At 74.4% G+C, this 26,095-nt stretch carries 24 protein-coding genes; 15 read left to right on the top strand and 9 right to left on the bottom strand.

What is annotated here, in order from left to right; all coding sequences use genetic code 11:
- Positions 1-4,091: 4,091 nt before the first annotated feature.
- From RB614_RS25820 to RB614_RS25805, 4 genes are all read right to left on the bottom strand, one after another.
- Positions 4,092-5,471, bottom strand: a complete 1,380-nt coding sequence (locus RB614_RS25820; protein ID WP_308715279.1) for a replication-associated recombination protein A — start codon at positions 5,469-5,471, stop codon at positions 4,092-4,094.
- A 26-nt stretch (positions 5,472-5,497) separates the two neighbouring features.
- The gene (locus tag RB614_RS25815) at positions 5,498-5,707 is read right to left on the bottom strand and encodes a hypothetical protein (protein ID WP_308715220.1); all 210 of its coding nucleotides are present in this window, start codon (positions 5,705-5,707) and stop codon (positions 5,498-5,500) included.
- 232 nt (positions 5,708-5,939) lie between these two features.
- Entirely contained in the window at positions 5,940-7,763 is a 1,824-nt protein-coding gene (aspS, locus tag RB614_RS25810; RefSeq protein WP_308715219.1) for an aspartate--tRNA ligase, read from the bottom strand.
- Between the two features lie 78 nt (positions 7,764-7,841).
- Complete coding sequence (locus RB614_RS25805; protein ID WP_308715218.1) at positions 7,842-8,696, bottom strand: hypothetical protein; 855 nt, start codon at positions 8,694-8,696, stop codon at positions 7,842-7,844.
- 121 nt (positions 8,697-8,817) lie between these two features.
- Between RB614_RS25805 and RB614_RS25800 the strand changes: the two genes are divergently transcribed.
- From RB614_RS25800 to RB614_RS25735, 14 genes are all read left to right on the top strand, one after another.
- Positions 8,818-9,492, top strand: a complete 675-nt coding sequence (locus tag RB614_RS25800) for a hypothetical protein (RefSeq protein ID WP_308715217.1) — start codon at positions 8,818-8,820, stop codon at positions 9,490-9,492.
- 231 nt (positions 9,493-9,723) lie between these two features.
- Positions 9,724-10,203: a TM2 domain-containing protein gene (locus RB614_RS25795; protein WP_308715216.1), complete on the top strand. Its 480-nt coding sequence runs from the start codon at positions 9,724-9,726 to the stop codon at positions 10,201-10,203.
- 204 nt (positions 10,204-10,407) lie between these two features.
- Positions 10,408-10,710: an urease subunit gamma gene (locus RB614_RS25790; RefSeq protein ID WP_308715215.1), complete on the top strand. Its 303-nt coding sequence runs from the start codon at positions 10,408-10,410 to the stop codon at positions 10,708-10,710.
- A 67-nt stretch (positions 10,711-10,777) separates the two neighbouring features.
- Positions 10,778-11,074 carry an urease subunit beta gene (locus RB614_RS25785; RefSeq protein WP_308715214.1) on the top strand — a complete coding sequence of 99 codons (297 nt, stop codon included), beginning with the start codon at positions 10,778-10,780 and terminating at the stop codon, positions 11,072-11,074.
- Complete coding sequence (locus RB614_RS25780) at positions 11,071-12,777, top strand: urease subunit alpha (RefSeq protein ID WP_308715213.1); 1,707 nt, start codon at positions 11,071-11,073, stop codon at positions 12,775-12,777. The genes RB614_RS25785 and RB614_RS25780 overlap by 4 nt, the downstream gene beginning before the upstream one ends.
- Before the next feature lie 5 nt (positions 12,778-12,782).
- Positions 12,783-13,415 carry an urease accessory protein UreF gene (locus RB614_RS25775; protein WP_308715212.1) on the top strand — a complete coding sequence of 211 codons (633 nt, stop codon included), beginning with the start codon at positions 12,783-12,785 and terminating at the stop codon, positions 13,413-13,415.
- Positions 13,405-14,058, top strand: coding sequence for an urease accessory protein UreG (gene ureG, locus RB614_RS25770; RefSeq protein WP_308715210.1), 654 nt, complete (start codon positions 13,405-13,407; stop codon positions 14,056-14,058). The genes RB614_RS25775 and ureG overlap by 11 nt, the downstream gene beginning before the upstream one ends.
- Positions 14,055-14,825 carry an urease accessory protein UreD gene (locus RB614_RS25765; protein ID WP_308715209.1) on the top strand — a complete coding sequence of 257 codons (771 nt, stop codon included), beginning with the start codon at positions 14,055-14,057 and terminating at the stop codon, positions 14,823-14,825. Before ureG ends, RB614_RS25765 begins: the two co-directional genes overlap by 4 nt.
- A gap of 81 nt (positions 14,826-14,906) precedes the next feature.
- Positions 14,907-15,344, top strand: coding sequence for a DoxX family protein (locus RB614_RS25760; RefSeq protein ID WP_308715208.1), 438 nt, complete (start codon positions 14,907-14,909; stop codon positions 15,342-15,344).
- A gap of 342 nt (positions 15,345-15,686) precedes the next feature.
- Positions 15,687-16,802 carry an agmatinase family protein gene (locus tag RB614_RS25755; protein WP_308715207.1) on the top strand — a complete coding sequence of 372 codons (1,116 nt, stop codon included), beginning with the start codon at positions 15,687-15,689 and terminating at the stop codon, positions 16,800-16,802.
- Positions 16,799-17,791 (top strand): ABC transporter substrate-binding protein, encoded by a 993-nt coding sequence (locus RB614_RS25750; RefSeq protein WP_308715206.1) that lies wholly within the window; start codon positions 16,799-16,801, stop codon positions 17,789-17,791. Before RB614_RS25755 ends, RB614_RS25750 begins: the two co-directional genes overlap by 4 nt.
- 5 nt (positions 17,792-17,796) lie before the next feature.
- Positions 17,797-18,627, top strand: a complete 831-nt coding sequence (locus tag RB614_RS25745) for an ABC transporter permease (RefSeq protein ID WP_308715205.1) — start codon at positions 17,797-17,799, stop codon at positions 18,625-18,627.
- The gene (locus tag RB614_RS25740; protein ID WP_308715204.1) at positions 18,627-19,406 is read left to right on the top strand and encodes an ABC transporter ATP-binding protein; all 780 of its coding nucleotides are present in this window, start codon (positions 18,627-18,629) and stop codon (positions 19,404-19,406) included. The genes RB614_RS25745 and RB614_RS25740 overlap by 1 nt, the downstream gene beginning before the upstream one ends.
- A 110-nt stretch (positions 19,407-19,516) precedes the next feature.
- Positions 19,517-21,325, top strand: a complete 1,809-nt coding sequence (locus RB614_RS25735; RefSeq protein WP_308715203.1) for a serine/threonine-protein kinase — start codon at positions 19,517-19,519, stop codon at positions 21,323-21,325.
- An 84-nt stretch (positions 21,326-21,409) separates the two neighbouring features.
- On the opposite strand, the gene RB614_RS25730 is transcribed toward RB614_RS25735, so the two are convergent.
- Positions 21,410-21,880: a winged helix-turn-helix transcriptional regulator gene (locus tag RB614_RS25730; protein ID WP_308715202.1), complete on the bottom strand. Its 471-nt coding sequence runs from the start codon at positions 21,878-21,880 to the stop codon at positions 21,410-21,412.
- Between the two features lie 56 nt (positions 21,881-21,936).
- Between RB614_RS25730 and RB614_RS25725 the strand changes: the two genes are divergently transcribed.
- Complete coding sequence (locus RB614_RS25725) at positions 21,937-22,476, top strand: PaaI family thioesterase (RefSeq protein WP_308715201.1); 540 nt, start codon at positions 21,937-21,939, stop codon at positions 22,474-22,476.
- A gap of 111 nt (positions 22,477-22,587) precedes the next feature.
- On the opposite strand, the gene urtE is transcribed toward RB614_RS25725, so the two are convergent.
- The 4 genes from urtE to urtB all read right to left on the bottom strand — a co-directional run bounded on the left by urtE (position 22,588) and on the right by urtB (position 26,057).
- Positions 22,588-23,280, bottom strand: a complete 693-nt coding sequence (urtE, locus tag RB614_RS25720) for an urea ABC transporter ATP-binding subunit UrtE (RefSeq protein WP_308715200.1) — start codon at positions 23,278-23,280, stop codon at positions 22,588-22,590.
- Entirely contained in the window at positions 23,280-24,011 is a 732-nt protein-coding gene (gene urtD, locus RB614_RS25715) for an urea ABC transporter ATP-binding protein UrtD (RefSeq protein WP_308715199.1), read from the bottom strand. The genes urtE and urtD overlap by 1 nt, the downstream gene beginning before the upstream one ends.
- A 67-nt stretch (positions 24,012-24,078) precedes the next feature.
- Positions 24,079-25,173, bottom strand: coding sequence for an urea ABC transporter permease subunit UrtC (urtC, locus tag RB614_RS25710; RefSeq protein ID WP_308715198.1), 1,095 nt, complete (start codon positions 25,171-25,173; stop codon positions 24,079-24,081).
- Positions 25,170-26,057 carry an urea ABC transporter permease subunit UrtB gene (gene urtB / locus RB614_RS25705; RefSeq protein ID WP_308715197.1) on the bottom strand — a complete coding sequence of 296 codons (888 nt, stop codon included), beginning with the start codon at positions 26,055-26,057 and terminating at the stop codon, positions 25,170-25,172. Before urtB ends, urtC begins: the two co-directional genes overlap by 4 nt.
- Positions 26,058-26,095 lie beyond the last annotated feature (38 nt).

Raw genomic sequence — 26,095 nt, 5'->3', positions numbered from 1 at the left:
CGCGGGTCGTCCGGTGGCCCGCCACGACCGCCCGCACGCGGATCGTCCAGCCCTCCGCCACGACCGCCGCCCGCACGCGGATCGTCCAGCCCTCCGCCGCGACCACCGGGGCGCAGGTCGTCCGGTCCGGTGGGGTGGCCGCCCGGGCGTGGGAGGTCCGGTGTCCCGGCCCGGCCGGTGGGGTGTGGTCCAGCACCGGGTGTCCGCGCCCGGCCCGCCGGCCCGGCCGCCATCCCCGGCCCGGCCGCCATTCCCGGCCCGCCCGGCCCGCCAGGGACCGCCGGCGTCTCGGGCCCGCCGGCGATTCCGGGGCCGCCGGGCGTCCTCGCTCGGCCCGCCGGCCCGGCCGCCGTCTCCGGCCCACCGGGCGTGCGGGGTCCGCCGGCCAGGCCGGTCCCGCCGGGCACCCCCGGTCCCGCCGCCATGCCCGGTCCCGCCGCCATGCCCGGTCCCGCCGGCATTCCGGGGCCGTCAGCCACTCCCTGGCCCGCGCGCCCACCGGCTCGGCCGGCGCGTGGGCCACCCGGCACCCGCGGCCCGCCCGGAACACCGGGTCCGGCCGCCATGCCGGGACCGCCAGACACTCCCGGTCCAGCGGGGCCGCCCGATCCGCCCAGCGCTCCCGGTCCACCGGGGCCGCCTGGTCCACCCGCTCCGGGCACGCCCGGTCCGCCGCCCGCTCCGGGGCCGCCCGCCGCACCGGCTCGTGGCCCACCGGGACGTCCCGGCCCGCCGGGGACCCGCGGTCCCGCGGGCGTGCCCGGACCGTCCGCCGTCCCCGGTCCGTCCGGCCGGCCCTGCGGCCCGTCCGGCCCGAAGGGTGCGCGCGGACCCGACTGCGCCTCCGGACCGAACCGTCCGCCCGGTCCCGCCTGGTCCATCGGCGGGCGTCCGCCACCGGGCCGGGCACCGCCGCGGCCGCGCGGGCTGCCCGGCGGTGTCGCTCCCTGCCGCCCCGGAACCACGGGTGGAGCCACCGGCGTGGCGCGCCCGGCCGGTGTGCCGTCCGGGCCGGGTGGCCCAGCGCGACGCGGGTCGGGTGCGCCCTGGCCCATCGGCGCGCGCGGGCGCCCGACACCGCGGTTGCCCCGCGGCCGGCCACCGGGCCCGGCGAAGCCTTCCAGGTCGTCGTCGTCCACCGGTGCGCGCTGCCCGCCCATGCCCGGGGTGCCCACCCGGCGGCGACCAGCCTCGGGTTCGGCGGCGTCTCCGGCGTCGTACCCGGCGGGTCCGCCCTGACCGCGACCCCGGCGGCGCCCGCCGTCAGTCCCGTCACCGGGCTCGTAGTCGGCCGCACCACGGCGGCGCCCACCCTCCGGGCCCGCGACGTCGCCGGTGTCGTAGCCGGTCCCGCCGCGGCGGCGCCCAGCGACCCCGTCGGCCGGCCCGTCCTGGGCGGCGCGGCGGCGCGATCCGTCCGGCCCGTCGGTGTACCCCGGCGGCGGCATGTCCGGCATCGGCGGCCGCGGGCTCGGCGGCGCGGACTGCGCGGCCCGCCCGTCCGGCTCGACCCAGCCCTCGGGGCCGGCCGCCTGGTCGGGCAGGCGCGGGCCGCCACCGGCCGCGTCCTGGTCGACCCAGCGGGAACGCGCCCCACCGGCCCGCTCGCCCCGTGCCGCCGAGCGCTGCCCGCCACGGGTACGGCCGCGCGGCGGCGTGAGCGGTTCGGCGGGGGCGTCCGGAGCGGCGCCGGCCGGTGCCGCGGACTGCGCGCCGGCGTGGCGGGACGCGCGGGTACCGGGCAGCGGCACCCGCGGGCCCTCGGCCGGGCCGCTGTCGCCCGCCGGGTCGTCGCGGTGGCCAGGTGCGCCGCCGCGCGGGAGGTCGGGTGTGGGCGCGGGTACGTCGGGCGCGTTGCCGGACGCGGGTACGTCGCTCCCCGCCGGGCGCCCCTGCTGGAACGCCGAGGGCCGGGCCGGCGCCGCCGCGGCCATCGCCTGGAAGCCACCGGTGTCGGGGTCCCTGGGCAGGGACATGCCGGGGCCCTGCCGGACCGGTATCGCCTCGCCGTGCCGGGGACCGTCCGCGAAGCGACCCGGCGGCGGCTCCTCGAAGCGCCCGGGTGCCGCCTGCTCGAACCGTCCGGGCGCGCCGCCGGCACCGTGGCGCGGCTCGCCGCGGCGGGACGGTGCGGGTTCGCCGTAGGGCGCGGCCGCGTCGCCGTGGCGGGGCGGTGGGGCCTCGCCCGGGCGGCCGGGTTCGCCGTGCCGGGGTGGCGGGACCTCGCCCCGCCGCGGGCCGTCGCCGGGGCGGGGCGGAAACCCCTGTCCGGGCGGAGCGGCGCCCGGGTCGAAGCGGTCGCGCGCTCCGCCGTCGGGGCGTCGTGGCTCGGGCTCGCCGTGCCGCGCGGCGGGCGGAACGGCCGCGAAGCCGCCGCTGTCACCCGGCCGTCCGGGCGCGGGGACCGCACCGTGCCGCCCCCCGCCGGTGACGTCGCCCGTGCTGCCGTGCCGTCCGTCGCTCGGGCCGCCGTGCCGTCCCGGGCTCAGTACGTCGCCGGTGTCACCGTGGCGACCGCCGCCGCGCCGGCCGGAAGCCATGACGTCGCCGGTGTCACCATGGCGGCCCGACGCGGCGATGTCGCCGGTGTCGCCGTGACGACCGGCTCCGCCACGGCGCCCCGCCGGCTCACCGTGGCGACCGCCGTCCATGACATCGCCCGTGCCGCCGCGACGACCCGGGCCCATGCCGCCGTCCATCACGTCACCGGTGCTGCCGCGGCGACCCGGGCCCATTACGTCACCGGTGCCACCGCGACGACCGCCGTCCATCACGTCGCCGGTGTCGCCATGCCGGGCGGCGCCCATCGCGTCGCCGGTGCCGGCGCGACGGCCCGGGCCCGGCACGTCACCGGTGCCACCGCGACGACCGCCGTCCATCACGTCACCGGTGTCACCGTGCCTGCCGGCGCCGCGCCGGCCGGAAGCCATGACGTCGCCCGTGTCGCCGTGCCGGCCCGCGCGGGGCGGTCCGGTGACGTCGCCGGTGTCGCCGTGCCGGCCCGGGGCGTCCGCGCCGTCGAACCGGCCGGGTGGGGTCACGCCGTCGAACCGCCCGCCGTCGGGAGCGGCCACCGGCACGACCTGCTCGAAGCCGCCCGCGTCGCCGCGCCGGGGTGGGCCGCCGGCGCGCGGGCCGTTCGGGGGCTCGTCGAAGCGACCGCGCACACCGCCGTCGCCCCGGCGGGGGCCAGCGGGCGGGTCACCGTGACGGCCGGGTGGCGGCTCGCCGTAGCCGGGCGGGCGCCCGGGGTCGGTGTGGCGGGAACGGGGCGGCTCGCCAGGCGGGACCGGCCCGGCCATCACCGGAGGGCCGGCGGGCGGCGGGGCCTCGCGCCCACCCGGGCCGCCCGGCCGCCGCATCGGGGGACGGTCGGCGGCGCGCGGCGGCACACCGGGGCCAGGGCCGTCGGGGCCGAACGGCGCGGGCTGGCCACGCTGGGCGCTCGGCAGCGGCACGGCGGGGCCGGCCTGCTCCTCGGCGCGGCGCGGTGGCGCGGTCGGCCAGCCGTCCTCGTCGGCCTCCTCGTCGTCGCCGGTGGGAAGCTTCGCGTAGGCGGAGGCGCCGGCGGCACCCGGGCCGATGGCGGCGCCTTCCTGCTTGGCGGTGCGCAGGTCGTCGAGCCAGCCGGTCTCCTCGCCGGCCACCGGCTCATCGACGGGCTCCTCGCTCTTTCCGCGGCCCCAGCGCTTCACCATGCGCCCACGCCCCCGAGCCATGCGCCCACGCCCCCGAGCCGCACACCCACGCCCCCGAGCCGCGCCCCGGCGCCCTTGAGCCGCACACCCACAGCCCCGAGCGGAGCACCCACGCGCCAGGCGAGCCGCGCGCTAAGACCCGGACCAGGCCGGGCACCCAGGCGCGACGCCGGCCGCGCGCCCAGACCGGGCCGCACACCAGCCGGCCAGGCGGGCAGAGCACCACGCACGGGCCCCGCACCCAGACCGGACCGCACACCAGCCGGCCAGGCGGGCAGAGCACCACGCACGGGCCCCGCACCCAGACCGGACCGCACACCAGCCCGCCGGTCAAGCCGCGCAACGCGCACGGGCCGCGGGCCCGTACCCCACCGAGCTGTGACAGGAGCCTCCCTACGCATCGTCACCTCGCACGATCCGGCGGAGCGCGGGGAGGCGGGCCGCCACCGCGCGCTCCGCACCGTGCTCGCTGGGCCGGTAGTAGTCGGTGTTCGCCAGGTCGTCCGGCGCGTACTGCTGGGTGACCACGCCGCGCGGGTCGTCGTGCGGGTACCGGTAGCCGGTGCCGTGGCCCAGCCCTCGCGAGCCGGGGTAGTGCGCGTCGCGCAAATGGCGGGGGACGGCACCGCCGCGTCCCGCGCGTACGTCGGCCATCGCCTTGCCGATCGCCATGGTGGCCGAGTTGGACTTCGGCGCGGTGGCGAGGTGGATCACGGCGTGGGCCAGGTTGAGCTGGGCCTCGGGCAGCCCCACGTACTCGACGGCGTGTGCGGCCGCGGTCGCCACCTGGAGCGCGGTCGGGTCGGCCAGGCCCACGTCCTCACTCGCGAAGATCACCATGCGCCGGGCGATGAACCGGGCGTCTTCCCCGGCCACCAGCATGCGGGCCAGCCAGTGCAGCGCCGCGTCGGCGTCGGAGCCGCGCATGCTCTTGATGAACGCGCTGGTCACGTCGTAGTGCGCGTCGCCGTCCCGGTCGTAGCGGACCGCGGCGACGTCGACCGCCTGCTCGGCCGTGGCCAGGTCGATCACCGAAGCTCCGCGCGCCGAGGCGGAGGAGGCGGCCGCCTCCAGGGCGGTCAGGGCCTTACGCACATCGCCACCGGCCAGCCGTACCAGATGGTCTTCGGCGTCCCGATCAAGGGTGACCGCCCCACCCAGCCCGCGCTCGTCGGTGGTCGCGCGCTGGATGAGCCCGCGCACGGCATCGTCATCGAGCGGCTGGAGGGTGAGCAGCACACACCGGGACAGGAGCGGCGAGATGACGGAAAAATACGGGTTTTCCGTGGTGGCCGCGAGCAGCGTGACCGTGCGGTCCTCCACCGCCGCGAGCAGCGAGTCCTGCTGGGTCTTGCTGAAGCGGTGCACCTCGTCGATGAAGAGGACGGTGGGCGGCCCGCCGGCCCGCCGCTCGCGCCGGGCGGTGTCGATCACGGCGCGCACGTCCTTGACGCCGGCGGAGAGTGCCGACATCGCCACGAACCGTCGATCGGTGGCGGCCGCCACCAGGTGCGCGATCGTGGTCTTGCCGCTGCCCGGCGGCCCCCACAGGATCACCGACATCGGCGTCGAACCGCCGACCAGCTGCCGCAGGGGCGCGCCGGGCGCCAGCAGGTGATCCTGACCGACCAGCTCGTCGAGCGACGCCGGCCGCATCCGCACCGGCAGCGGGGAGTCGGCCCCGGGCGGAGTGAAACCACCCGTGGCGCCACCCCCCACCGGTGCGTCACGCACGCCGGTGGCCGCGAGGGGGAACAGGCCGTCGGTCTCCATCACCCACAGACAGTACCGGCCGATCGTCAACCTCGGCCCGGACGCCGTCCCCGGTACCACCGACCGCCGCCGCCCGCGGCGGCGCGGCCGACGCCGGCGAAGTACAGGGCCAGCAGGAACAGGCCGATCAGGACCAGAGTCTGCCAGTTGAAGAGATCCGGCGCACCCAGGTCGGAGTCGAGCAGGTCGAGCAGCAACGCGAAGCCGAACACCGCGGCAGCAGCGATGGCGAACATGAATCCTCCTTGAGGGGGCTTGGTGCACGCCTCAAGTACCCAGCGCCACTTCCCGCCAAGCGTCCACCGTGGACATCTCTGGCGGGACCTTGGCCGCGCTCCGTGAAGATGGTCACGGGACGCGGTGACTCTGCTCACACCCGCCGGCGCGACGCGGCCAGCCCTCTGCTCGGTGATCAAAGCTCCCTTGAAGTCGTTCTAGCGACGTGAGGGGAGCTTTGATCACGGGCGGCTAGTTGCTGTGCTCCACGGGGGCGGCGACGCCGGCGGTGCCGGGCTTTTCGGCGGCGGCGGCCTGGGTCGGGGCCTTCGGCTTGGCGTCGACGCCGGCCTCGGCCCGCTGCTGCGGCGTGATCGGGGTGGGTGCGCTGGTCAGCGGGTCGTAGCCACCCCGGGTCTTGGGGAACGCGATCACCTCGCGGATCGAGTCGGCGCCGGCCAGCAGCATGCAGACCCGATCCCAGCCGAACGCGATGCCGGCGTGCGGCGGCGGGCCGTACTTGAACGCCTCCAGCAGGAAGCCGAACTTGTCGCTCGCCTCCTCCGGCGTGATGCCGAGCAGGTCGAAGACGCGGCGCTGCACGTCGGCCCGGTGGATACGGACGGAGCCGCCGCCGATCTCGTTGCCGTTGCAGACGATGTCGTACGCGTACGCCAGCGCCCGGTCGGGCGCCTGTTCGAAGCTGTCCAACCACTCGGAGTTCGGCGAGGTGAACGGGTGGTGCACGGCCGTCCAGCCGGTGGGGTCGGCCGGCTCGAACATCGGGGCGTCCACCACCCAGCAGAACGCCCACGCGTCCTCGTCGACCAGCCCGGCCCGGCGGGCGATCTCGACGCGGGCGGCGCCGAGCATCTCCTGGGCCTCGCGGCGGTCCGTGGCGGCGGCGAAGAAGATCGCGTCGCCCGGCTTGGCGCCCACCGCGTCGGCCAGGCCGGCCAGGTGGGCCTCGCTGAGGTTTTTGGCGACCGGGCCGCGCGGCTCGCCGGTCTCGGCGTCGAGCACCACGTACGCCAGGCCGCGGGCGCCGCGCGCCTTGGCCCAGTCCTGCCAGCCGTCGAGCTCCTTGCGGGTCTGGGCGGCGCCGCCGGGCATGACGACCGCGCCGACGTACCCGCCCGCGTCGATCGCGCCGGCGAAGACCCGGAACTCGGTGCCGCGCAGGTATCCGGTCAGCTCGGTCAGCTCCACGCCGTACCGCAGGTCGGGCTTGTCCGAGCCGTACCGCGCCATCGCGTCGAGCCAGGTGATCCGCGGGATCGGCCCGGTGATCTCGTGGCCGGCCAGCTCGCGCCAGAGCGCGCCGACGATCGCCTCGCCGAGCTCGATCACGTCGTCCTGGGTCACGAACGACATCTCGATGTCGAGCTGCGTGAACTCCGGCTGCCGGTCGGCCCGGAAGTCTTCGTCGCGGTAGCAGCGGGCGATCTGGTAGTACCGCTCCATCCCGCCGACCATCAGCAGCTGCTTGAAGAGCTGGGGCGACTGGGGCAGCGCGTACCAGGTGCCGGGCTGGAGCCGCACCGGCACCAGGAAGTCGCGGGCCCCCTCCGGCGTGGAGCGGGTGAGCGTCGGGGTCTCGATCTCCACGAACTCGCGGTCGTGCAGCACGGTGCGGGCGATCTGGCTGGCCCGCGAGCGGAGCCGGATCGCCCGCGCCGGGCCGCTGCGGCGCAGGTCGAGGTAGCGGTACTTGAGCCGGATGTCGTCACCGGCGTCGACGTGGTCGTCGACCGGCAGCGGCAGCGGCGCCGCCTCGGAGAGGATCTCCAGCACCGAGACGTTGACCTCGACCTGGCCGGTGGGGAGCTCCGGGTTGTCGTTGCCCTCCGGGCGGCGCTCGACCACGCCGGTCACCTTCACGCAGAACTCGTTGCGCAGCGCGTGCGCGAGCTCCATTTCTTCCCGGAACACCACCTGCACCACGCCCGACGCGTCGCGCAGGTCGACGAAGATGACACCCCCGTGGTCGCGCCGGCGGGCCACCCAGCCGGCGAGCGTCACCGTCGTGCCGGCGTCCGCGGCGCGCAGGCTCCCGGCGTCATGGGTACGGATCACGGGTGCATCTCCTTCGTGACGGGTGTCCGCCGCACATTCTGTCAGGGATACCCGCAGTGACCCGACGCCACCCGCCCGTCAGCGCGGGATGTTCCAGGCGGTGCCCTGCAACGTGACCGTGCCGTCGTCGGCCGCGCCGGTGATCTCGAGGCGCACCATGCGCTGGCTGTCGCCCTTGGCCCGGGCGCTGGCCAGCGACGTCGTCAGGCAGAGCACGACGCCTTTGCGCACCGGGACCGCCGCGTCGGTGCCGATCGGCGCGGTGCGGATCCGCTCGGCGCAGTCGTGCGGCGTCATCTGCGGGTTGCCCGACTCGCTGCCTTCCACTCCCTCACCCAGGCCGAGATTGGACGTCCCGCCCTGGCAGCGGCGGGTGAAGCCGAGGTCGTAGTCGTTGTACTCGACGTTCGCCCGGGGCTCGTCCAGGTCGATGTACATCGAGTCGTTGCAGCCGGCCTTGAGGGTCAGGACCTGCTTCTCGTACTCCACGGTGTAGACCGTGCGCTCGTCCAGCGGTGCCGGCTCAGCGGTGCTGGTCGGATCGGGGGCGATCGGGGCGTCGGTGGCGGGGGCCTCGGTCGGCGGTGGCGCCCCGGTCGTGGCCGGCGGCGCCGGGGCCTGGGTCACCGGCGCGGGCACGTCCGCGGCGCCGGCCAGGGCGAACCGCTTCGCGTCACCGGCCTGGTCGACCGCCCGCCAGGCGACCGCCAGCGACACCACCGCGACCAGCAGCGCGAGCGTCGACACGCCGACGGCGAGCAGCGCGCCCCGGGAACGCTTGGCGGGGGCGGGCGCGGCCGGCGAGACCGGGTACGGGGCGGGCGGCGCGGAGAGGGGCGGCGCCGACATCTGGTCGGGAGGCGCGGAGAACGGCGGGTAGGCGGGGCCGGCCGGCGGCCGGGGAACGGGGTACTGCGGGTCGGGCGCGGTCACCGCGCACACCTCCTCGATTATCGGGATTGCATTTATCGCAGAGGCCCACCATTCCCACTGTCGCTTTTCCGTCCACGATCGGGTGACCCCATTTTTCGACCGCTCACCATAATGATGAACCGTGCTATACGACGAACCCGTCGCCCGCCGCGGAATGCGCCGGGCGGAAAAGATAGGCATCTGGCTCGGCGTGGTGACGCTGGTCGTGACGACGGCGGTGGCGATCGGCGCGTGGCGGTGGCCGCGGGATACCCAGGGGCCGGCGCAGCCGCGGCGACCGGACGGCGCGGCCCCGGGCCCGTCGACGGGTCAGCCGGCACCGGCGCCCACCACCGCGGCCCCGACGCCCGCCGGCCCGGCCGCCACCTACCTCGCCGACCTGCCGCCCCAGTCCGGCGGGGGCAACCTGGTGACCCTGCCGAGGGCGTTGAAGGGGCAGGCCGGCTACGACCATCCGATCGTGGTGCAGTGCCCCACCAACCAGTCGGACGACAAGGTACGCACGGTCACCTACCTGCTGCGCGGCCGCTACCTCGACCTCGCCGCCACGGTCCGGCCGTACTACACCGGCCAGCCGGACTCGCGCACGTACGTGACCGCGGTCTCCGGGGTTAAGGAGCGGGACGACACGCTGACCCGGCGCACGGCGGGCACCCAGTTCACCGCGACGATGGCCACGCCCGGCCGGCTCACTGCCGCGGTCGACGGGGTGGAGGAGCTCACCATCCAGGTCCAGTGCGAGTCGCCGGAGGGCGTGGTGGTACTCGCGGACGCGTCGCTCACGCCGGCCGGCTGACCGCGGGCCACCCTTTTCGCGCGGCAATTCTCGACGAATAGACAGCCCATTCCGGGTGTACTGGAAATCGTGTCACCATTTCGACAACCAAATGTACGACGGGTCGCCGTAATGTCGATTCCCGTGACCGATCCATCATTTGAGCCACCCGCCGGAAACGAGCCATCCGGCCCCGGAAACGAGCCACCCGCCGGAACCGAGCCGCCGGGCCCCGGAAGGCAGAACGAGCCGTTGTCCGGTCCCTTCCCGCCGCGGCCGGGACAGACGCAGCCGGGGCAAAACCAGGGGCCGGTCTTCGGCTCGCCCTTCCCGGGGCCCGCCGGCTACCCGCTCTCGGCGTACCCGCAGTCGCCGGCGGTGCCGTACTCCCCCGCCGTGTCGCCGCCGGCCGCGCCGTTCGGACTGGACCCGCTGACCGGCCTGCCGCTGTCGGACAAGTCCCGCACCGTGGCCGGCCTGCTGCAGATCTTCCTGGGCGGCTTCGCGGTCGGGCGGTTCTACACCGGGCACGTGGGACTCGCCCTCGGCCAGCTCGCCGCGGTCTGGGTACCGGCGCTGACGCTCTGCTGCATCGGCACGCTGTTCTCGTTCATCGGCGGTTTCCTCCTGTGGTTCTTCATGCCGCTGGGGACGATCTGGCCGCTCGTCGACGGCATCGTGCTGCTGGCCCGCGGCGGCACCGACGCGCAGGGCCGGGTCCTGCGCAGCTGACCCGGCCCCCCCGGTCACCCACCGCCGCGCCAAAGGGCCGCCACGGCACGCCGCCGGCGAGAGCCCGCGGCACGCCGCCGGCGAGGGCCACCGCGGCGCGGCGCCGGGTGCCGGGCCCGCACCGCGCCCGGCCGGCCCACCGGTCCGCACAACCGAAACGTGCCGGAAACGTTGAGGTGTCAGCATCCCGCTGGAGGTGACGCCTTGTACCTGACCCGGCACGAGCAGGACCGGCTGCTGATCCATGTGGCCGCCGACGTTGCCTGGCGGCGCCGCGAGCGCGGCCTGCGGCTCAACCACCCGGAGGCGACCGCGGTGATCACCGCGTTCCTCCTGGAGGCGGCCCGGGACGGCCGGACCGTCGGCGAGCTGATGGAGGCGGGCCGGCAGGTGCTCACCCGGGACGACGTGCTCGACGGCGTGCCGGAGATGCTGGCTGAGGTGCAGGTCGAGGCGACGTTCCCGGATGGCACCAAGCTCGTCACCGTCCACGAGCCGATCCCGTGACGCACCCCGCGACCGGGCAGGGCCGGTTTCGCGTGCGCCGCGGCGGGCGGCCGGTAAGGAGGCACCCGTGATCCCCGGTGAGGTCATCCCCGGCGACGGGGAGGTCGAGATCAACGTCGGGCGGCCGGTGCTGACGCTGGCCGTGACCAACACCGGCGACCGGCCGGTGCAGGTGGGCTCGCACTACCACTTCGCGGACGCCAACCCGGCCCTCGACTTCGACCGGGCGGCCGCCCAGGGGCACCGGCTGGCGGTCCCGGCCGGCACGTCCGTCCGGTTCGAGCCCGGCGTGCCGCGCGACGTCGACCTGGTACCCCTGGCCGGCCGGCGGGTCGTGCCCGGCCTGGTGAGGCGGGACGGATGAGGATCGAGCGGCGGCGCTACGCGGCCCTCTACGGCCCCACCACCGGCGACCGGATCCGGCTCGCCGACACCAACCTGCTGATCGAGGTCGAGGAGGACCGCTGCGCCGGCGGCGACGAGGCGGTCTTCGGCGGCGGCAAGGTGATCCGCGAGTCGATGGGGCAGTCCCGGGCCACCCGCGCCGAGGGCACCCCGGACACGGTGATCACCGGCGCGGTCGTGCTCGACCACTGGGGCGTGGTGAAGGCCGACGTCGGGATCCGCGACGGGCGGATCGTCGCGCTCGGCAAGGCCGGCAACCCGGACACGATGGACGGTGTCCACCCCGACCTGGTGATCGGCCCGGGCACCGAGGTGATCGCCGGCAACGGCAAGATCCTCACGGCCGGCGCGATCGACTCGCACGTCCACTTCATCTGCCCGCAGATCCTCGAAGAGGCGGTCGCCAGCGGCATCACCACGGTGATCGGCGGCGGCACCGGCCCGGCCGAGGGGACCAAGGCCACCACCGTCACGCCGAACGCGTGGCACCTGGCCCGCATGTTCGAGGCGATCGACCCCTGGCCGGTCAACGTGCTGCTGCTCGGCAAGGGCAACACGGTCAGCGCGGAGTCGATGTGGGAGCAGCTGCGCGGCGGCGCGGGCGGCTTCAAGCTGCACGAAGACTGGGGCACCACGCCCGCCGCGATCGACGCCTGCCTCACCGTCGCCGACGCCGCCGGGGTACAGGTCAACATCCACACCGACACCCTGAACGAGGCGGGCTTCGTCGAGGACACCCTGCGGGCGATCGGCGGGCGCTCCATCCACGCGTACCACACCGAGGGGGCGGGCGGCGGCCACGCGCCGGACATCATCACGGTCGCGTCCCACCCCAACGTGCTGCCGTCGTCGACCAACCCCACCCGGCCGTACACGCGCAACACGCTCGACGAGCACCTCGACATGCTGATGGTCTGCCACCACCTCAACCCGGCGGTGCCGGAAGACCTGGCGTTCGCGGAGAGCCGCATCCGGCCGAGCACGATGGCCGCCGAGGACGTGCTGCACGACCTGGGCGCGATCTCGATGATCGGCTCGGACGCGCAGGCGATGGGGCGGGTCGGCGAGGTCGTGCTCCGCACCTGGCAGACCGCGCACGTGATGAAGGAGCGCCGGGGCGCGCTGCCCGGCGACGGGGCCGCCGACAACCACCGGGCCCGCCGGTACGTCGCGAAGTACACGATCTGCCCCGCCGTCGCGCACGGCATCGAGGGCGACGTGGGGAGCGTCGAGGCGGGCAAGCTGGCCGACCTGGTGCTGTGGGACCCGGCGTTCTTCGGCGTGCGGCCACACCTGGTGATCAAGGGTGGCATGATCGCGTGGGCGCAGATGGGCGACGCGAACGCCTCGATCCCCACCCCGCAGCCGGTGCTCCCCCGCCCGATGTTCGGCGCGTACGGCGCGGTGCCGGCCGCCACCAGCCTCGCCTTCGTGGCGCCGGCCGCGATCGAGGACGGGCTGGCCGCGCGGCTCGCCGTGGCCCGCAGGCTCCAGCCGGTCGCCGGCGTACGCGGGCGCGGCAAGGCCGACCTCCCGCTCAACGACGCCACCCCGCGCATCGAGGTCGAGCCGGACACGTTCACGGTGCGGATCGACGGCGAGGTGGTCGAGCCGGCGCCGGTCGCCGAGCTGCCGATGGCCCAGCGCTACTTCCTCTTCTGACGACGATGTCCACCACCCTGCTCCTGCTCGCCGACGGGCGCTTCCCGGCCGGCGGCCACGCCCACTCCGGCGGCCTGGAGGCGGCGGTCACCGCCGGGCGGGTGCGCGACCTGGAGACCCTGGCCGCCTTCCTCGACGGCCGCCTGGCGACGGCGGGCCTGGTGGCCGCGGCCTTCGCGGCGGCGGCGTGCCGCGGCGGCGACACGAGCACACTCGACTCCGAGATGGACGCCCGCACGCCCTCTCCCGCGCTGCGCAAGGCGTCCAGGGCGCAGGGGCGGGCCCTGCTGCGCGCCGGCCGTACACTGTGGACGCTTTCCACAGTGGAGCGCGAGCTGCACCACCCGGTCGCGCTCGGCGTGGTGGCGGCGGCCGCCGGGCTCGCGCCCGAGGAGGCCGCGCTCACCGCCGCGTACGGCACGGTCACCGGGCCGGCCAGCGCCGCCGTACGGCTGCTGGGGCTCGACCCGTACGCCACGCACGCGCTCGTCGCCCGCCTCGCGAGAGACTGCGACGCCGTGGCGAGGAGAGCGGCGCGAGTGGCCACAGTGGACGAGCTGCCCGCCTGTTCCGCGCCGCTGCTGGACATCGGAGCCGAAGCACACGCAAGCTGGGAGGTGCGTCTCTTTGCATCCTGAAGCACACACTCACCCCGACCCGCACGCCCCGTTGACCGCGGGCGCCCGCGCGCTGCGGATCGGCATCGGCGGCCCGGTCGGCTCGGGCAAGACCGCGCTGGTCGCCGCGCTCTGCCGTACCCTCGCGGCCGACCTGCGGCTCGCGGTCGTCACCAACGACATCTACACCACCGAGGACGCCGACTTCCTGCTCCGCAACGGCGTACTGCCGGCCGACCGGATCCGCGCGGTCGAGACCGGCTGCTGCCCGCACACCGCGATCCGCGACGACATCTCCGCCAACCTCGACGCCTGTGAAGACCTCGAGCACGACCTCGGCCCACTCGACCTCGTCCTCGTGGAGAGCGGCGGCGACAACCTCACCGCCACGTTCAGCAAGGGCCTGGTCGACCATCAGATCTTCGTGGTCGACGTGGCCGGCGGCGACAAGGTGCCGCGCAAGGGCGGCCCCGGCGTCACCACCGCCGACCTGCTCGTGGTCAACAAGACCGACCTCGCCCCGCTGGTCGGCGCCGACCTCTCCGTCATGGCCCGGGACGCGGCCGCCCGCCGCGGCGACCTGCCGACCGTCTTCCTCTCCCTGGTAGAGGACCCCGCCGCGACACCGGTCGCCGACTGGGTGCGCGGCCTCGTCAAGGGATGAAGGCCACCGCCCGGATCACCGCGGTCGCGGAGGCCGGGCGCACGCGGCTGGTCACCCTCCGGTCGGAGCCACCCCTTCTGGTACGCCGTACGGGTCCCCGCCACGCGGCGGGTGAGGTCGAGGTGCACCTGGTCGGCGGGGCCGCCGGCCCGCTCGGCGGCGACCGGCTGCGGATCGAGGTGACCGTCGGGCCGGGCGCGCGCCTGTGCGTGCGTACCGTCGCGGCCTCGCTCGCCCTGCCCGGACCGCGGTGGCCGGAGCGAGCCGGCCCGCGGAGCCCGGCCGACACACAGTCCACACTCGACATCCACGCGACCGTGGCGGCCGGCGGCTCGCTGCGCTGGCTGCCCGAACCGCTCATCGCCGCCAGGGGCTGTGACCACGTCTCCCGGTCCCTTGTAGACCTCGAAAGCGACGCCTCCCTCACCTGGCGGGAGGAGGTCGTGTGCGGGCGCCACGGGGAGGACCCCGGAGACGCGTCACTGCACAGCACCGTGCGCCTCGGCGGCCGTACCCTCGCGCGACAGGATCTCGCGGTCGGACCGCGCGCTTGCGGATGGGCCGGACCCGCGGTCCTGGGCGGCGGCCGGGCGACCGGGACGCTGCTGGTGGTGGATCCTCTGTGGACGGAAAAGCCGCCGGAGGCGGCGGTCCTCGGGCCCGGCGCGGCCCGGATGCCGCTCGCCGGCGGGCCGGCGGCGCTCGCCGCGGCCGTGGGTGGTGATTTGCGCGAGGTGCGCGCGGCACTCGACCGCGCATTCACATGAATCGGGCTCGCATAGACAACCATTGATTGAACGCGATACGATTCGCTCGCCGTGGGGCCAGTCTCTACAGGAGCTCTCCGTATGAACCCTGCACGCATCCCCGACCTCGTCACCAACCTCTTCCGGCTCGTGCTCGGGCTGCTGTTCGCCTTCCACGGCGCGGCGTCCCTCTTCGGCGCCTTCGGCGGCAACCGTGGCTCCGGCGAAGCGATCGCGATCGGCACCTGGCCCGGGTGGTACGCCGCGGTGATCCAGTTCGCCGGCGGCCTGCTCGTGCTGGCCGGGCTCACCACCCGGGTCGCGGCGGTCGTCTGCTCCGGCTCGATGGCGTACGCCTACTTCGTCGTCCACCAGCCCGACGGGCTGCTCCCGCTCAACAACGGCGGCGAGACGGCGGCGCTGTTCTGCTGGTCGTTCCTGCTGATCGCGGCCCTGGGACCGGGCCGCTGGTCGCTGGACGCCGCACTCGCCCGCCGGCGCGCCCGCGACGGTGTGCCCGAGCCGGCCGTCGCCTCCTGAGCCCCGGCACGCACTGATGGCCGACGATCTGTAAAGACACACGCTCGCAACAAACGGGCAAAGCCCAAGCAACGGGCGGCGGTTCTACTGCGTTCTGACTCACCACCGGTGAGGCGCGCCTAGGGTTCCGCCGCCCGTTGCCGCGGGCGGGGCTGGTCCGAGAGACGCAGGCGCCGCGACGCGATGGCCGCGCCGCGCGCGTTCCACGGCGGGACAAAAGCCCGGGAGACAGCCAAGTCCTGGCTGTGCTGGTTGCAGCCGCGTCCGCGCCGCCATCGGTTGGCGCACGACGGACGCGGAGGCGGCCGGGCTCCCAGCCAGGCCCCTCTCCCGGAGGTGCCCGTGGCCCATCCGCACGACCACTACGGCCCCGAAGCGCGCTACGCCGTGGAACGCGAGGCAGAGCTGCCCACCACCCGGTGGGAGGAGGAGGTCGCCCGCGGCCTCGAGCTCGGCCTGCCCGGCGCGGACTCCATCGTGGACCGTCGCATCCCCACGTTCAGCCGCGGCGAGCTGCCGCACTTCGCCGGCATCAACACGTTCCTCAAGGCGCCGTACCTGGAGGACGTGCGCCGCTGCGGGGAGTACGACGTGGCGGTGCTCGGCGCCCCCTTCGACGGCGGCACCACGTACCGTTCGGGCACCCGCTTCGGCCCCCAGGGCATCCGCAAGATCTCCGCCCTCTACGGCCCGTACTCCTTCGAGCTCGGCGTCGACCTGCGCGAGTCGATCACCATCGCCGACCTCGGCGACGTCTTCACCATCCCGGCGAACATCGAGAAGACGTTCGACCAGATCTCCAAGGCGGTCGGCCACGTGTACGCCTCGGGCGCGTTTCCGGTCGTGCTCGGCGGCGACCACTCGATCGGCTACCCCACGGTGCGCGGGGTGGCCGAGCACCTCGACGGCAACCTCGGCATCATCCACTTCGACCGGCACGTCGACACGCAGGAGACCGACCTCGACGAGCGGATGCACACCACGCCCTGGTTTCACGCCACCGACATCCCCAACGTACCGCCGAAAAACCTCGTGCAGATCGGCATCGGCGGCTGGCAGGCGCCCCGCCCCGGCGTCAAGGTCGGGCGCGAGCGGGGCACCACCATCATGACCGTCACCGACTGCGTCGAGATGGGCATCGAGGCGGCCGCCGCCAGGGCGCTCGAGGTGGCCTGGGACGGGGCCGACGCGGTGTGGCTCTCGTTCGACGTCGACTGCCTGGACGCCGCGTTCGTACCCGGCACCGGCTGGCCCGAGCCGGGCGGCTTCCTCCCCCGCGAGGTGCTCAAGTTCATCCAGCTCGTCGCCGAGCGGCCGCTGGCCGGCATCGAGGTCGTGGAGTGCTCCCCGCCCTACGACAACGCCGAGATCACCTCCCTCATCGCGACCCGCGTCATCTGCGACACGCTCGGCTGCCTGGTGCGGGCCGGTCACCTCCCCCTTAGGAGCACGCCATGAAGAGAGTTCTCGCCGCCGCCGCGGCGCTCGTCCTGTTGACCGCCTGCGGATCGTCCGACTCCACCGACTCCGCCGACTCGTCCGGCACCACCGTGCGGCTCGGCTTCAGCGCCTGGCCCGGCTGGTTTCCCTGGCAGGTCGCGCAGGAGCAGGGGCTGTTCGCCGAGAACGGGGTGACCGTCGACCTCACCTACTTCGACAGCTACACCGACAGCCTCACCGCCCTCTCCACCGGCAACCTCGACGCCAACAGCCAGACCCTCAACGACACGCTCTCCTCGGTCAGCGGCGGCGCCCAGCAGACGATCGTGCTGGTCAACGACAACTCCACCGGCAACGACCAGATCATCGCCCGATCCGGCATCGACACCGTCGCCGACCTCAAGGGCCGGACGGTGGCGGTCGAGCAGGGCACCGTCGACCACTACCTGCTGCTGCTCGCGCTGCGCAAGGCCGGACTCTCCGAAGGGGACATCACGGTCAAGCCGCTGCTGACCGACGCGGCCGCGGCGGCGTTCGTGGCCGGACAGGTCGACGCGGTCGGCGCCTTCGCCCCGTTCACCACGACCGCGCTCGGGCTCGCCGGCAGCAAGGCGGTCGCCACCTCCGCCGACTTCCCCGGCGCGATCCCCGACCACCTGGTCTTCGACGCCGGCTTCGTCAAGGACCACCCGAAACAGGTGCAGGCGCTGGTCGACACCTGGTTCGACACGCTGGCCTGGATCGCGGCCAACAAGGACGCGGCCATCGCGATCATGGCCAAGAAGGGCGGCGTCAGCGACGCCGACTACAAGACCTACGACGCGGGTACGACGATCTTCACGCACGAGCAGAACCTGGCCGCCTTCACCCCCGGCGAGACAGCGGCCAACCTCGACTTCCAGGCCCGGTCGATCGCGAAGTTCCTGGTCGACGCCAAGCTCGTGGACGAGGCGCCGCCGCTCGACGGGCTCTTCGACGCCACGTTCGTCAAAGCGGTCTCACCGTGACCGTCGTGGCTGAGAAGGCACCGCCGCGCTCGCTCCCGCGCCGCCGCCCGCCACGGGTGCGCGGCCTGTGGGGCATCCGCACAGCCGTCCCGCCCGGCGTCCGGTGGACGCTGATGGCGCTCTCGGTGGCCGTGCCGCTGGCCGCCTGGCAGGTGCTCAGCGTGGTCGTCGACGGGCGGCCCGACTACCTGCCGGGGCCTTTCGAGGCCGTCGAGGCGGGGATCGAGATGGCCCGCTCGGGGCAGCTGCTCACCGACGCCTGGTCGACGGTCGCGCGGGTGCTGCAGGGCTTCGGGCTGGCCGTGCTCGTATCGGTGCCGCTCGGCATCCTCATGGGCAGCTTCCCGGCCGGGCAGGCGCTGCTGGAGCCGCTCGTGGGACTGCTGCGCTACCTGCCGGCGAGCGCGTTCATCCCGCTGCTGATCATCTGGCTGGGGCTGGGCGAGCCGTCCAAGGTGGCGCTGCTCTTCCTCGCCGCGTTCTTCTTCAACACCCTGATGACCGCCGACGCGGTACGGCGGGTGCCGCTCAGCCTCATCGACGTGTCGTACACGCTCGGCGCCCGCCGGGGCGAGGTGCTGCGCAAGGTGATCGTCCCGTACGCCCTGCCCGGCATGATCGACTCGATCCGGGTGAACGCGGCCGCCTCGTGGAGCTTCGTCGTGGTCGCCGAGCTGATCGCCTCCGAGTCCGGGCTCGGCTACCGGATCGTGCGGGCCCAGCGCTTCAACCAGATCGACCGCATCTTCGCCGTACTCGTGGTCATCGCCCTGATCGGCCTGACCATCGACCTGCTGTTGCGGATCACCCGCGACCGGGTGGGGAGGTGGGTCTGATGCTGGAGCTGGCGTCCCTCGGCAAGGAGTTCACCCGGCGCGGCGGCCCGGTGAAGGCGCTGGAAGGGGTGGACCTGTCCGTCCCGGACGGGCAGTTCGTCTGCGTGGTCGGCGCCAGCGGCTCGGGCAAGTCGACGCTGCTCTCGCTGGTCGCCGGCCTGGTCCGCCCCACCGCCGGCGAGGTACGCCTGGACGGGCGGCCGGTCACCGGTCCCGGGCCCGACCGCGGGCTGGTCTTCCAGGAGGGCGCGGTCTACCCGTGGCGGACGGTCGAGCGCAACGTCGCGTTCGGCCTGGAGCTGCTCCCCCTGCCCCGGGCCGAGCGGGACCGGCGGGTCGCCTGGTACCTCGCCGAGACCGGCCTCACCGCCTACCGCCACGCGCTGCCCAAGCAGCTCTCCGGCGGCCAGCGGCAGCGGGTGGCGATCGCCCGCGCCCTCGCCTGCGAGCCGGCGGTGCTGCTGCTGGACGAGCCGTTCGGGGCGCTCGACGTTCAGACCAAGGAGGACATGCAGCTGCTCATCCGGCGGGTGTGGCAGGACACCGGCACCACCGTCCTGATGGTCACCCACGACGTGGAAGAGGCCGTCTTCCTGGGCCAACGCGTCGTCGTACTCGCCAGCGACCCGGGCCGGGTGGCCGCCGACCTCCCCGTCAACCTCCCGGCCGAACGTGAACTGTCGGCTAAACGACTCCCCGATTTTCTCGCCATGCGGGCCCGGGTGGAAGACCTGGTCCGCACGTACCACCGCCGTCACCAGGAAAAACAGCCCATCTGAGCCGCGGTAATCGGAGCATCGGCCGATGCCCGGCCGTACGGATCTGGGATGGCTCGCCTCCCTAACAGGTGCTGAAGTGTTCATGCTGCGGTAGCACGGGAGGATCAGGCGTGGCGTCGTCGGGGCACGTCGTTGGGGGACGGTACCGGCTCGACTCGGTACTGGGCTCCGGTGGGATGGGAGTGGTGTGGCGCGCGTTCGACGAGCGCCTCGCCCGTTGGGTGGCGGTCAAAGAGATCCGCTTCACCCAGCCCATGACTCCGGAGGAGCGTGAAGAGGTCAAATATCGGGCGATGGTGGAGGCGCTGAGCGCCGGCCGCCTCGTCCATCCGAACGTCGTCGCGATCTACGACGCGGTGGACGACGCCGACCAGCCATGGGTGATCATGCGGCTGGTCGAGGGTCGTTCGCTGCGCGAGGTGGTGGCGCAGGAGGGTCCGCTGGACAGCGTGGCGGCCGCCCGGCTGGGGCTGGGGCTGCTCGACGCGCTGGACGCGGCGCACGGGGCCGGGGTCGTGCACCGGGACGTCAAGCCGTCCAACGTGCTGATATCCAACGACCGCCCGCTGCTCACCGACTTCTCCATCGCCACGGTGGCCGGCGCGCCGGTCCCGCTGCGCGGTTCGGCGGTGATGGGCAGCCCGGGCTACGTGGCGCCGGAGCGGCTGCACGGCGACGAGGGCGGGGTGCCGGCCGACCTGTTCGGGCTGGGCGCCACGCTGTTCTACGCGGTGGAGGGGTACGGCCCGTTCGCCCGTGAAGACGCGATGGCCTGCCTCATCGCCACCGTCTGCGACCCGCACCCCCGGCCGGTACGGGGCATGGCGCTCGCCGCGGTCATCGACGGCCTGCTGGCCAAGGACGTGGCCGACCGCATGGACTCGGCCGCCGCCCGCGCGGCACTGCTCGCGGCGGCACGGCCGAGGACCCGCACCGTGTACCGGGTGCCGCTCACGTCCCGGCGCGCGTACATCGGCCAGCACAGCGTGGCGGTCCTGCCCGGTGCCGCCGTGGCCGGACCGCCGGACTCGGCCGCTCCCCCGGCCGCACCGGACGGTCGCCGGGCCCGCCCGCCCCGCCGGCGCCGGGTCACCATCCTCACGGCGGGCGCCGCCCTGCTCGTACCGGTGGCGGCCACCCTCGCCAGCGCGGCCGGCGGTCCCAACAGTCCCGGCCTGGCCGGTCGTGCCGACGCGGCGGTACGCCCCGCACCTCCCGGCGCCGACCCCTCCGCCGCCCCGCCGGGTGGCGCGCGGGCGCTCGGCATGCCCGGGGTGCTGCTCTACCCCTCCTCCCCGCGGGACCCACTGTCCCCACTGGACGCCGAGCGCACCAACCCGGGCGGCGGGATGGTGACCGACCCCGTGTCGGGCACCACCCGGCCGGCCGGCGGCGCCACCGTCCCCGGCACCGGCCCGGGGACCGAGCCGAGCGGCGGTGGCGGCGGCGAGACCGGCGGCACCACGCCCCCGCCCCCGCCCGCGGAGGTCACCGGCCTGACGGTCGCCGTCTCGATCGACCCGACCGCGTGCACGTACTCGGCGTCCGCGCTGGTCACGGTCTCCGCGCCGACGACGGTCACCTACCGGGTCACCTGGTCGGACGGGGCGAGCGGCACCTCCAGCACCGACTTCGCCGCGCCCGGCGGCGGTGCCCTGGCCGTACCGTCGTCCGTCCCGCACGGCGCCGGCCCGGTCTGGGTCCAGGTCGAGGTCCTGACCCCGACGGCGGCCACCCAGCGCGGCGACGGCGAACTGCCCGCGTCCTGCACCCCGACCACCCCGTCCGCCGAGCCCGACCCGTCCCCGATGACCTCGCCGTCGTCCCCCAACCCCGCCCCACCCGCCGACGAGCAGTCCCCGGCCGTCCTGCCCGACCCGACCCTCAGCCAGCCCGCCGCCGAGGTCCCCGCCTCCTGAGGACTCTGGTCGAAAGCCCCCGGCCCGCCTCGGAGATGGGGAGCGCGAGCCGGGCACGGCCGGGCCGATGGCTCGGGGCGGGGGTCAGCGGCGGCGGGCACCGGGGCCGGGGGCGGTGGCCACCTCGCGGGGCTCGAGGGCGTCGTGGCCGGCGGCGCAGCGCAGCACCGGACGTACCTCGGCGCCGCAGTCGCGGTGGACGATCGACACCGGTGGGCCCTCGGGGTCGGCGAGGTGGCGGTTGCCCCACTCGGCGACGGCGGCGAGCACCGGGTAGAGGTCGAAGCCCTTCTCCGTCAGGCGGTACTCGTGGCGGGGGCGGGCACCGGGCTCGCGGTACGGCACGCGGCGCAGCACGCCGTTGTCGACCAGCATCGCCAGGCGGTTGGCCAGCACCTGGCGGGGGATGCCGCTGCGCTGGCGCATGTCGTCGAAGCGGCGGATGCCGGCGAAGATGTCGCGCAGCACCACGACCGTCCACCGCTCGCCCAGGATGGCCATGGCGCGGGCGATCGTGCAGTTCTCCACCGACCAGTCGAGTGCCTGAGGTCTCACAAGGGCGAGCCTAAGTCTCGTTGACAGACCCAGCAAACGGGTGACAGTCTGCGTCCATGACACAGACTCAGGCCGCGCTGGGTGGGAGCGACGGCGCCGGGGCCCTGAAGAAGAGGAGCCGGACGTTCGAGTGGGCGGACCCGTCGGGCAACGCGGCGCTGATCGGCCGGCGGTCCGGGCTGGACCTGCTGCGCGCGATGATCTCCGGTGAGCTTCCCGTGCCACCGGTCATGGAGCTGATCGGCGCGGCGCGCCTGGAGGCGGACGAGGGGCGGGTGGCCGTGGAGATGACCGCGGCGGAGTTCCACTACAACCCGCTCGGCTCGGTGCACGGCGGCGTCATCTCCACGCTGCTCGACACCGCCGCCGGGTGCGCGGTGCACTCGACGCTGCCGGCCGGCGTCGGCTACACCACGCTCGACCTCAACGTGAAGTTCCTCCGGCCGGTCACCACCGACTCCGGCCTGCTGCGCTGCGAGGGCACGGTGGTCTCCCGCGGGCGGCGCACCGCCCTGGCCGAGGCGCGGCTCACCGACGGCAAGGGGCGCCTCGCCGCGCACGCCACGTCGAGCTGCCTGCTCTTCGACATTCCATAAAGGACCGCGCTTCTTCAGGCACGATGTGCCCCGGCCCGCCTGATCGAAGCTCCCCTCAAGTCGCTAGAACGACTTGAGGGGAGCTTCGATCACAGCCGTGGGGAGAGCGGGCTAGACGGCGAGGGCCTGGCGCACGTCCCGCTCCGCCTCCTGCCCGCCCGCGCCGGACGAGGTCACCCGCCCCGACTCCAGTACGTAGTACCGCTCCGCCGCCCGCAGCGCGAACCCGACGTGTTGCTCCACCAGCAGTACCGACAGCCCGCCCCGCCGGGTGAGCGACAGGATGGTCTCCTGGATCTCGGCGACCACGGACGGCTGGATGCCCTCGGTCGGCTCGTCGAGCAGCAGCAGCCGCGGTGACGTGATCAGCGCCCGCGCGATCGCCAGCTGCTGCCGCTGCCCGCCGGAGAGCAGGCCGGCCCGCCGCCCCATCAGGCCGCGCAGCGCCGGGAAGAGGTCCAGCGCGTCGGCCGTCGCCGCCTTGCCGTCGGGGCGGGAGTCGGCGATGAGCTGGAGGTTTTCCGCGGTGGTGAGGTGTGGGAAGGACTGCTGCCCCTGCGGCACGTACGCCATGCCGCGCGCCACCCGCTCGTGCGGCGCCAGCCGGGTCACGTCCTCGCCGCCGAGGAGCACCCGCCCGCCGCGCGGCTTGAGGAGCCCGATCGCCGCCCGCAGCAGCGTGCTCTTGCCGGCGCCGTTGTGCCCCATGACCGCGGCCACGCCGTCGTCGGGTACGGAGAGCGACACGCCGTGCAGCACGAGGCTGCGGCCGTAGCCGACGTGGAGGCCGTCGAGTTCCAGCATCAGCCAACCCCCAGATACACCTGCTGTACCGCCGGATCCGCCTGCACCTGCGCGACCGTGCCCTGGCTGAGCACCTTGCCGGCGTGCAGCACCGTCACCGTGTTGGCGAAGTTGCGCATGAAGTCCATGTCGTGCTCGATCACCACCACCGTGCGGTCGGCGCTCACCACCCGCAGCAGCTCGCCGGTGGCGTCCCGCTCGTCGTGGCTCATGCCGGCGACCGGCTCGTCGAGCAGCAGCAGCTTGACGTCCTGGACGAGCAGCATGCCGATCTCCAGCCACTGCTTCTGCCCGTGCGCGAGCGAGCCCGCGGGCAGGTCGCGCAGGGCGGCCAGCCCGATCGTCTCCAGCGCCGCGGAGACAGCGGCCGGCACCGACCGGCGGCGCCGCAACAGCGTCAGCGCGCCACGCCCCGCACCGGCCGCGATGTCGAGGTTTTGCAGCACGGTCAGCTCCTCGAACACCGTCGCGGTCTGAAACGTGCGCCCCACGCCCATCCGCGCGATCCGGTGCACCGGCCGCCCCAGCAGCTCCTCGTCGCCGAAGCGCGCCGAGCCGGTGGCCTTGACCAGCCCGGTCACCGCGTCGACGAGCGTGGTCTTGCCGGCGCCGTTCGGCCCGATGAGAAACCGGATGTCGCCCGGCGCCACCTCCAGGTCGACCCCGTCCACGGCCGCGAAGCCGTCGAAGACCACCCGCAGGTCGCGCACCACCAGCCCGGTCCCGCTCATGCCCGTCCTCGCTTCGCCGCGGGCGGGCACGAGGCTCCAAACGCACCGCACCCGATGATTCGCTCGCTCATGCCGTCACCTCCTGCGCCACGACCGGTGCCGGTGAGACCGGAGCCGGGTCGGGTGGCGGTCGACGCCGCCGCCGGAGCAGGCGCACGACGGACGCCAGGCCGCCCGGCAGGAACGCCACGACCAGCACGAACAACAACCCCTGCAGGTACGTCCAGGCGGCCGGGAACTCCTCGGAGAGGGTGGTCTTCGCCCACGCCACCGCGACCGCGCCGAGCACCGGGCCGAGCAGCGAGGCCCGCCCGCCGACCGCGACCCCGATCACGAACTCGATCGACGGCACGATCCCGATCAGCGCCGGGTTGATGATGCCGACCGCCGGTACGAACAGCGCGCCGGCGAGCCCGGCCATGCCGGCGGCGGTCACGTACGCGACGAGCTTGACGTTCGCCGGGTTGTACCCGAGGAAGCGGACCCGCTCCTCGCTGTCGCGCACCGCCACGAGCAGCTCGCCGTACCGCGACCGCATCAGCTGCCGCGCGATGGCCAGCAGCAGGAGCAGCACACCGGCGACGATGAAGTACACCATCCGCTGGTTGACCGGGTCGTCCAGGTCGTACCCGAAGAAGCCCTGGAAGTCGGTGAGCCCGTTGGTGCCGCCGGTGGTGCCCTGCTGTCCGATGAGGAGGATCGCCATCGCGGCGGCGAGCGCCTGGCTGAGGATCGCGAAGTACGCGCCCCGCACCCGCCGCCGGAAGACCAGCGACCCGAGCAGGAACGCGACGAGCATCGGCAGCAGCACGGTGGCCGGCAGCGCGAAGGCCGGGTTGGCGAACGGCCGCCACCACCAGGGCAGCGCGTCGAGCTGGCCGTACAGCTGCATGAAGTCGGGCATCTCGCCGGGACCCGCGTCGGCGAGCTTCATGTGCATGGCCATCGCGTAGCCGCCCAGCCCGAAGAAGACGCCCTGGCCGAGCGTGAGCAGCCCGCCCCGCCCCCAGGCCAGCCCGATGCCGACCGCGACCATCGCCAGGCACAGGTACTTGGCGAGCAGGCTGAGCCGGAAGTCGGACAGGGCGAACGGCGCGACACCGAAGAGGAGCACGGCGCCGACCGCGAAGCCGGCACCGGCACGCCAGGAAAGAGATCTCATGCCAGGCTCCGGGTCCGCAACGTGAACAGCCCCTGCGGCCGCCACTGGAGGAAGGCCACGATCGCCACGAAGACGCCCACCTTGGCGACACTGACCGTCGTGGAGTACTCGACGAGGGACTGGAGCGTGCCCAGCGCGAACGCCACGATCACGCTGCCCTTGAGGTGCCCGATGCCGCCGGCCACCACGACGAGGAACGCGTCGATGATGACGTTGGTGCCCATCGTCGGGCCGATCGGGCCGAGCAGGGTGAGCGCGACGCCGGCCACCCCGGCCAGCCCCGAGCCGATGAGGAACGTGAGCCGGTCGACCCGCCCGGTCGGGATGCCGGAGACCGCGGCGAGGTCGCGGTTCTGCACCACGGCGCGGATCCGCCGGCCGAGCGAGGAGAAGCGCAGCACCAGCGTCAGCGCCACCACGGCCAGCAGGGCGAGCGCGAGGATGAAGAGGCGGTTGTTGCTCAGTACCAGATCGTCTGTGATCTTGATGTTGCCGGTCAGGGCGTCCGGCGCGCGGGTCTGCACGTTGGGCGCGCCGAAGATGTCCCGGGCCAACTGCTGGAGGATCAGCGAGACGCCCCAGGTGACCAGGAGGGTGTCCAGCGGCCGCGCGTAGAGGCGGCGGATGAGCAGGAACTCCAGCAGCACGCCCATCGCGCCGGCCACCGCGAACGCCAGCGGCAGCGCCACGAGCAGCGACCAGCCGGCGCCGGTGATCACCTTCTGCAGCACGTACACGGTGTAGGCACCGGCCATGATGAACTCGCCGTGCGCCATGTTGATGACGCCCATCTGGCCGAAGGTGAGCGACAGGCCGAGCGCGATGAGCAGCAGTACCGCGCCGATGCTGACGCCGGTGAAGAGTTGGCTGACGATGACGGTCATGGCGGACCTCCGCGGTGGGAGGTGCCCGCCCGAAGGCG

This window comes from Phytohabitans maris (assembly GCF_031085175.1).
Classification (GTDB): domain Bacteria; phylum Actinomycetota; class Actinomycetes; order Mycobacteriales; family Micromonosporaceae; genus Phytohabitans; species Phytohabitans maris.
Note: the sequence above shows the minus strand (reverse complement) of the source record. Positions and strands in the feature narration are given on the sequence as shown.

Excerpts from the sequence above, each read along its gene's own strand:
- RB614_RS25760 (WP_308715208.1), top strand. The coding sequence starts at position 14,907 with ATGAACCCTGCACGCATCCCCGACCTCGTCACCAACCTCTTCCGGCTC.
- RB614_RS25725 (WP_308715201.1), top strand. The coding sequence starts at position 21,937 with ATGACACAGACTCAGGCCGCGCTGGGTGGGAGCGACGGCGCCGGGGCC.
- urtD (WP_308715199.1), bottom strand. The coding sequence starts at position 24,011 with ATGAGCGGGACCGGGCTGGTGGTGCGCGACCTGCGGGTGGTCTTCGAC.
- RB614_RS25820 (WP_308715279.1), bottom strand. The coding sequence starts at position 5,471 with ATGGAGACCGACGGCCTGTTCCCCCTCGCGGCCACCGGCGTGCGTGAC.
- RB614_RS25775 (WP_308715212.1), top strand. The coding sequence starts at position 12,783 with ATGTCCACCACCCTGCTCCTGCTCGCCGACGGGCGCTTCCCGGCCGGC.
- urtE (WP_308715200.1), bottom strand. The coding sequence starts at position 23,280 with ATGCTGGAACTCGACGGCCTCCACGTCGGCTACGGCCGCAGCCTCGTG.
- urtC (WP_308715198.1), bottom strand. The coding sequence starts at position 25,173 with ATGAGATCTCTTTCCTGGCGTGCCGGTGCCGGCTTCGCGGTCGGCGCC.
- urtB (WP_308715197.1), bottom strand. The coding sequence starts at position 26,057 with ATGACCGTCATCGTCAGCCAACTCTTCACCGGCGTCAGCATCGGCGCG.
- RB614_RS25765 (WP_308715209.1), top strand. The coding sequence starts at position 14,055 with ATGAAGGCCACCGCCCGGATCACCGCGGTCGCGGAGGCCGGGCGCACG.
- RB614_RS25750 (WP_308715206.1), top strand. The coding sequence starts at position 16,799 with ATGAAGAGAGTTCTCGCCGCCGCCGCGGCGCTCGTCCTGTTGACCGCC.
- RB614_RS25815 (WP_308715220.1), bottom strand. The coding sequence starts at position 5,707 with ATGTTCGCCATCGCTGCTGCCGCGGTGTTCGGCTTCGCGTTGCTGCTC.
- RB614_RS25740 (WP_308715204.1), top strand. The coding sequence starts at position 18,627 with ATGCTGGAGCTGGCGTCCCTCGGCAAGGAGTTCACCCGGCGCGGCGGC.
- RB614_RS25780 (WP_308715213.1), top strand. The coding sequence starts at position 11,071 with ATGAGGATCGAGCGGCGGCGCTACGCGGCCCTCTACGGCCCCACCACC.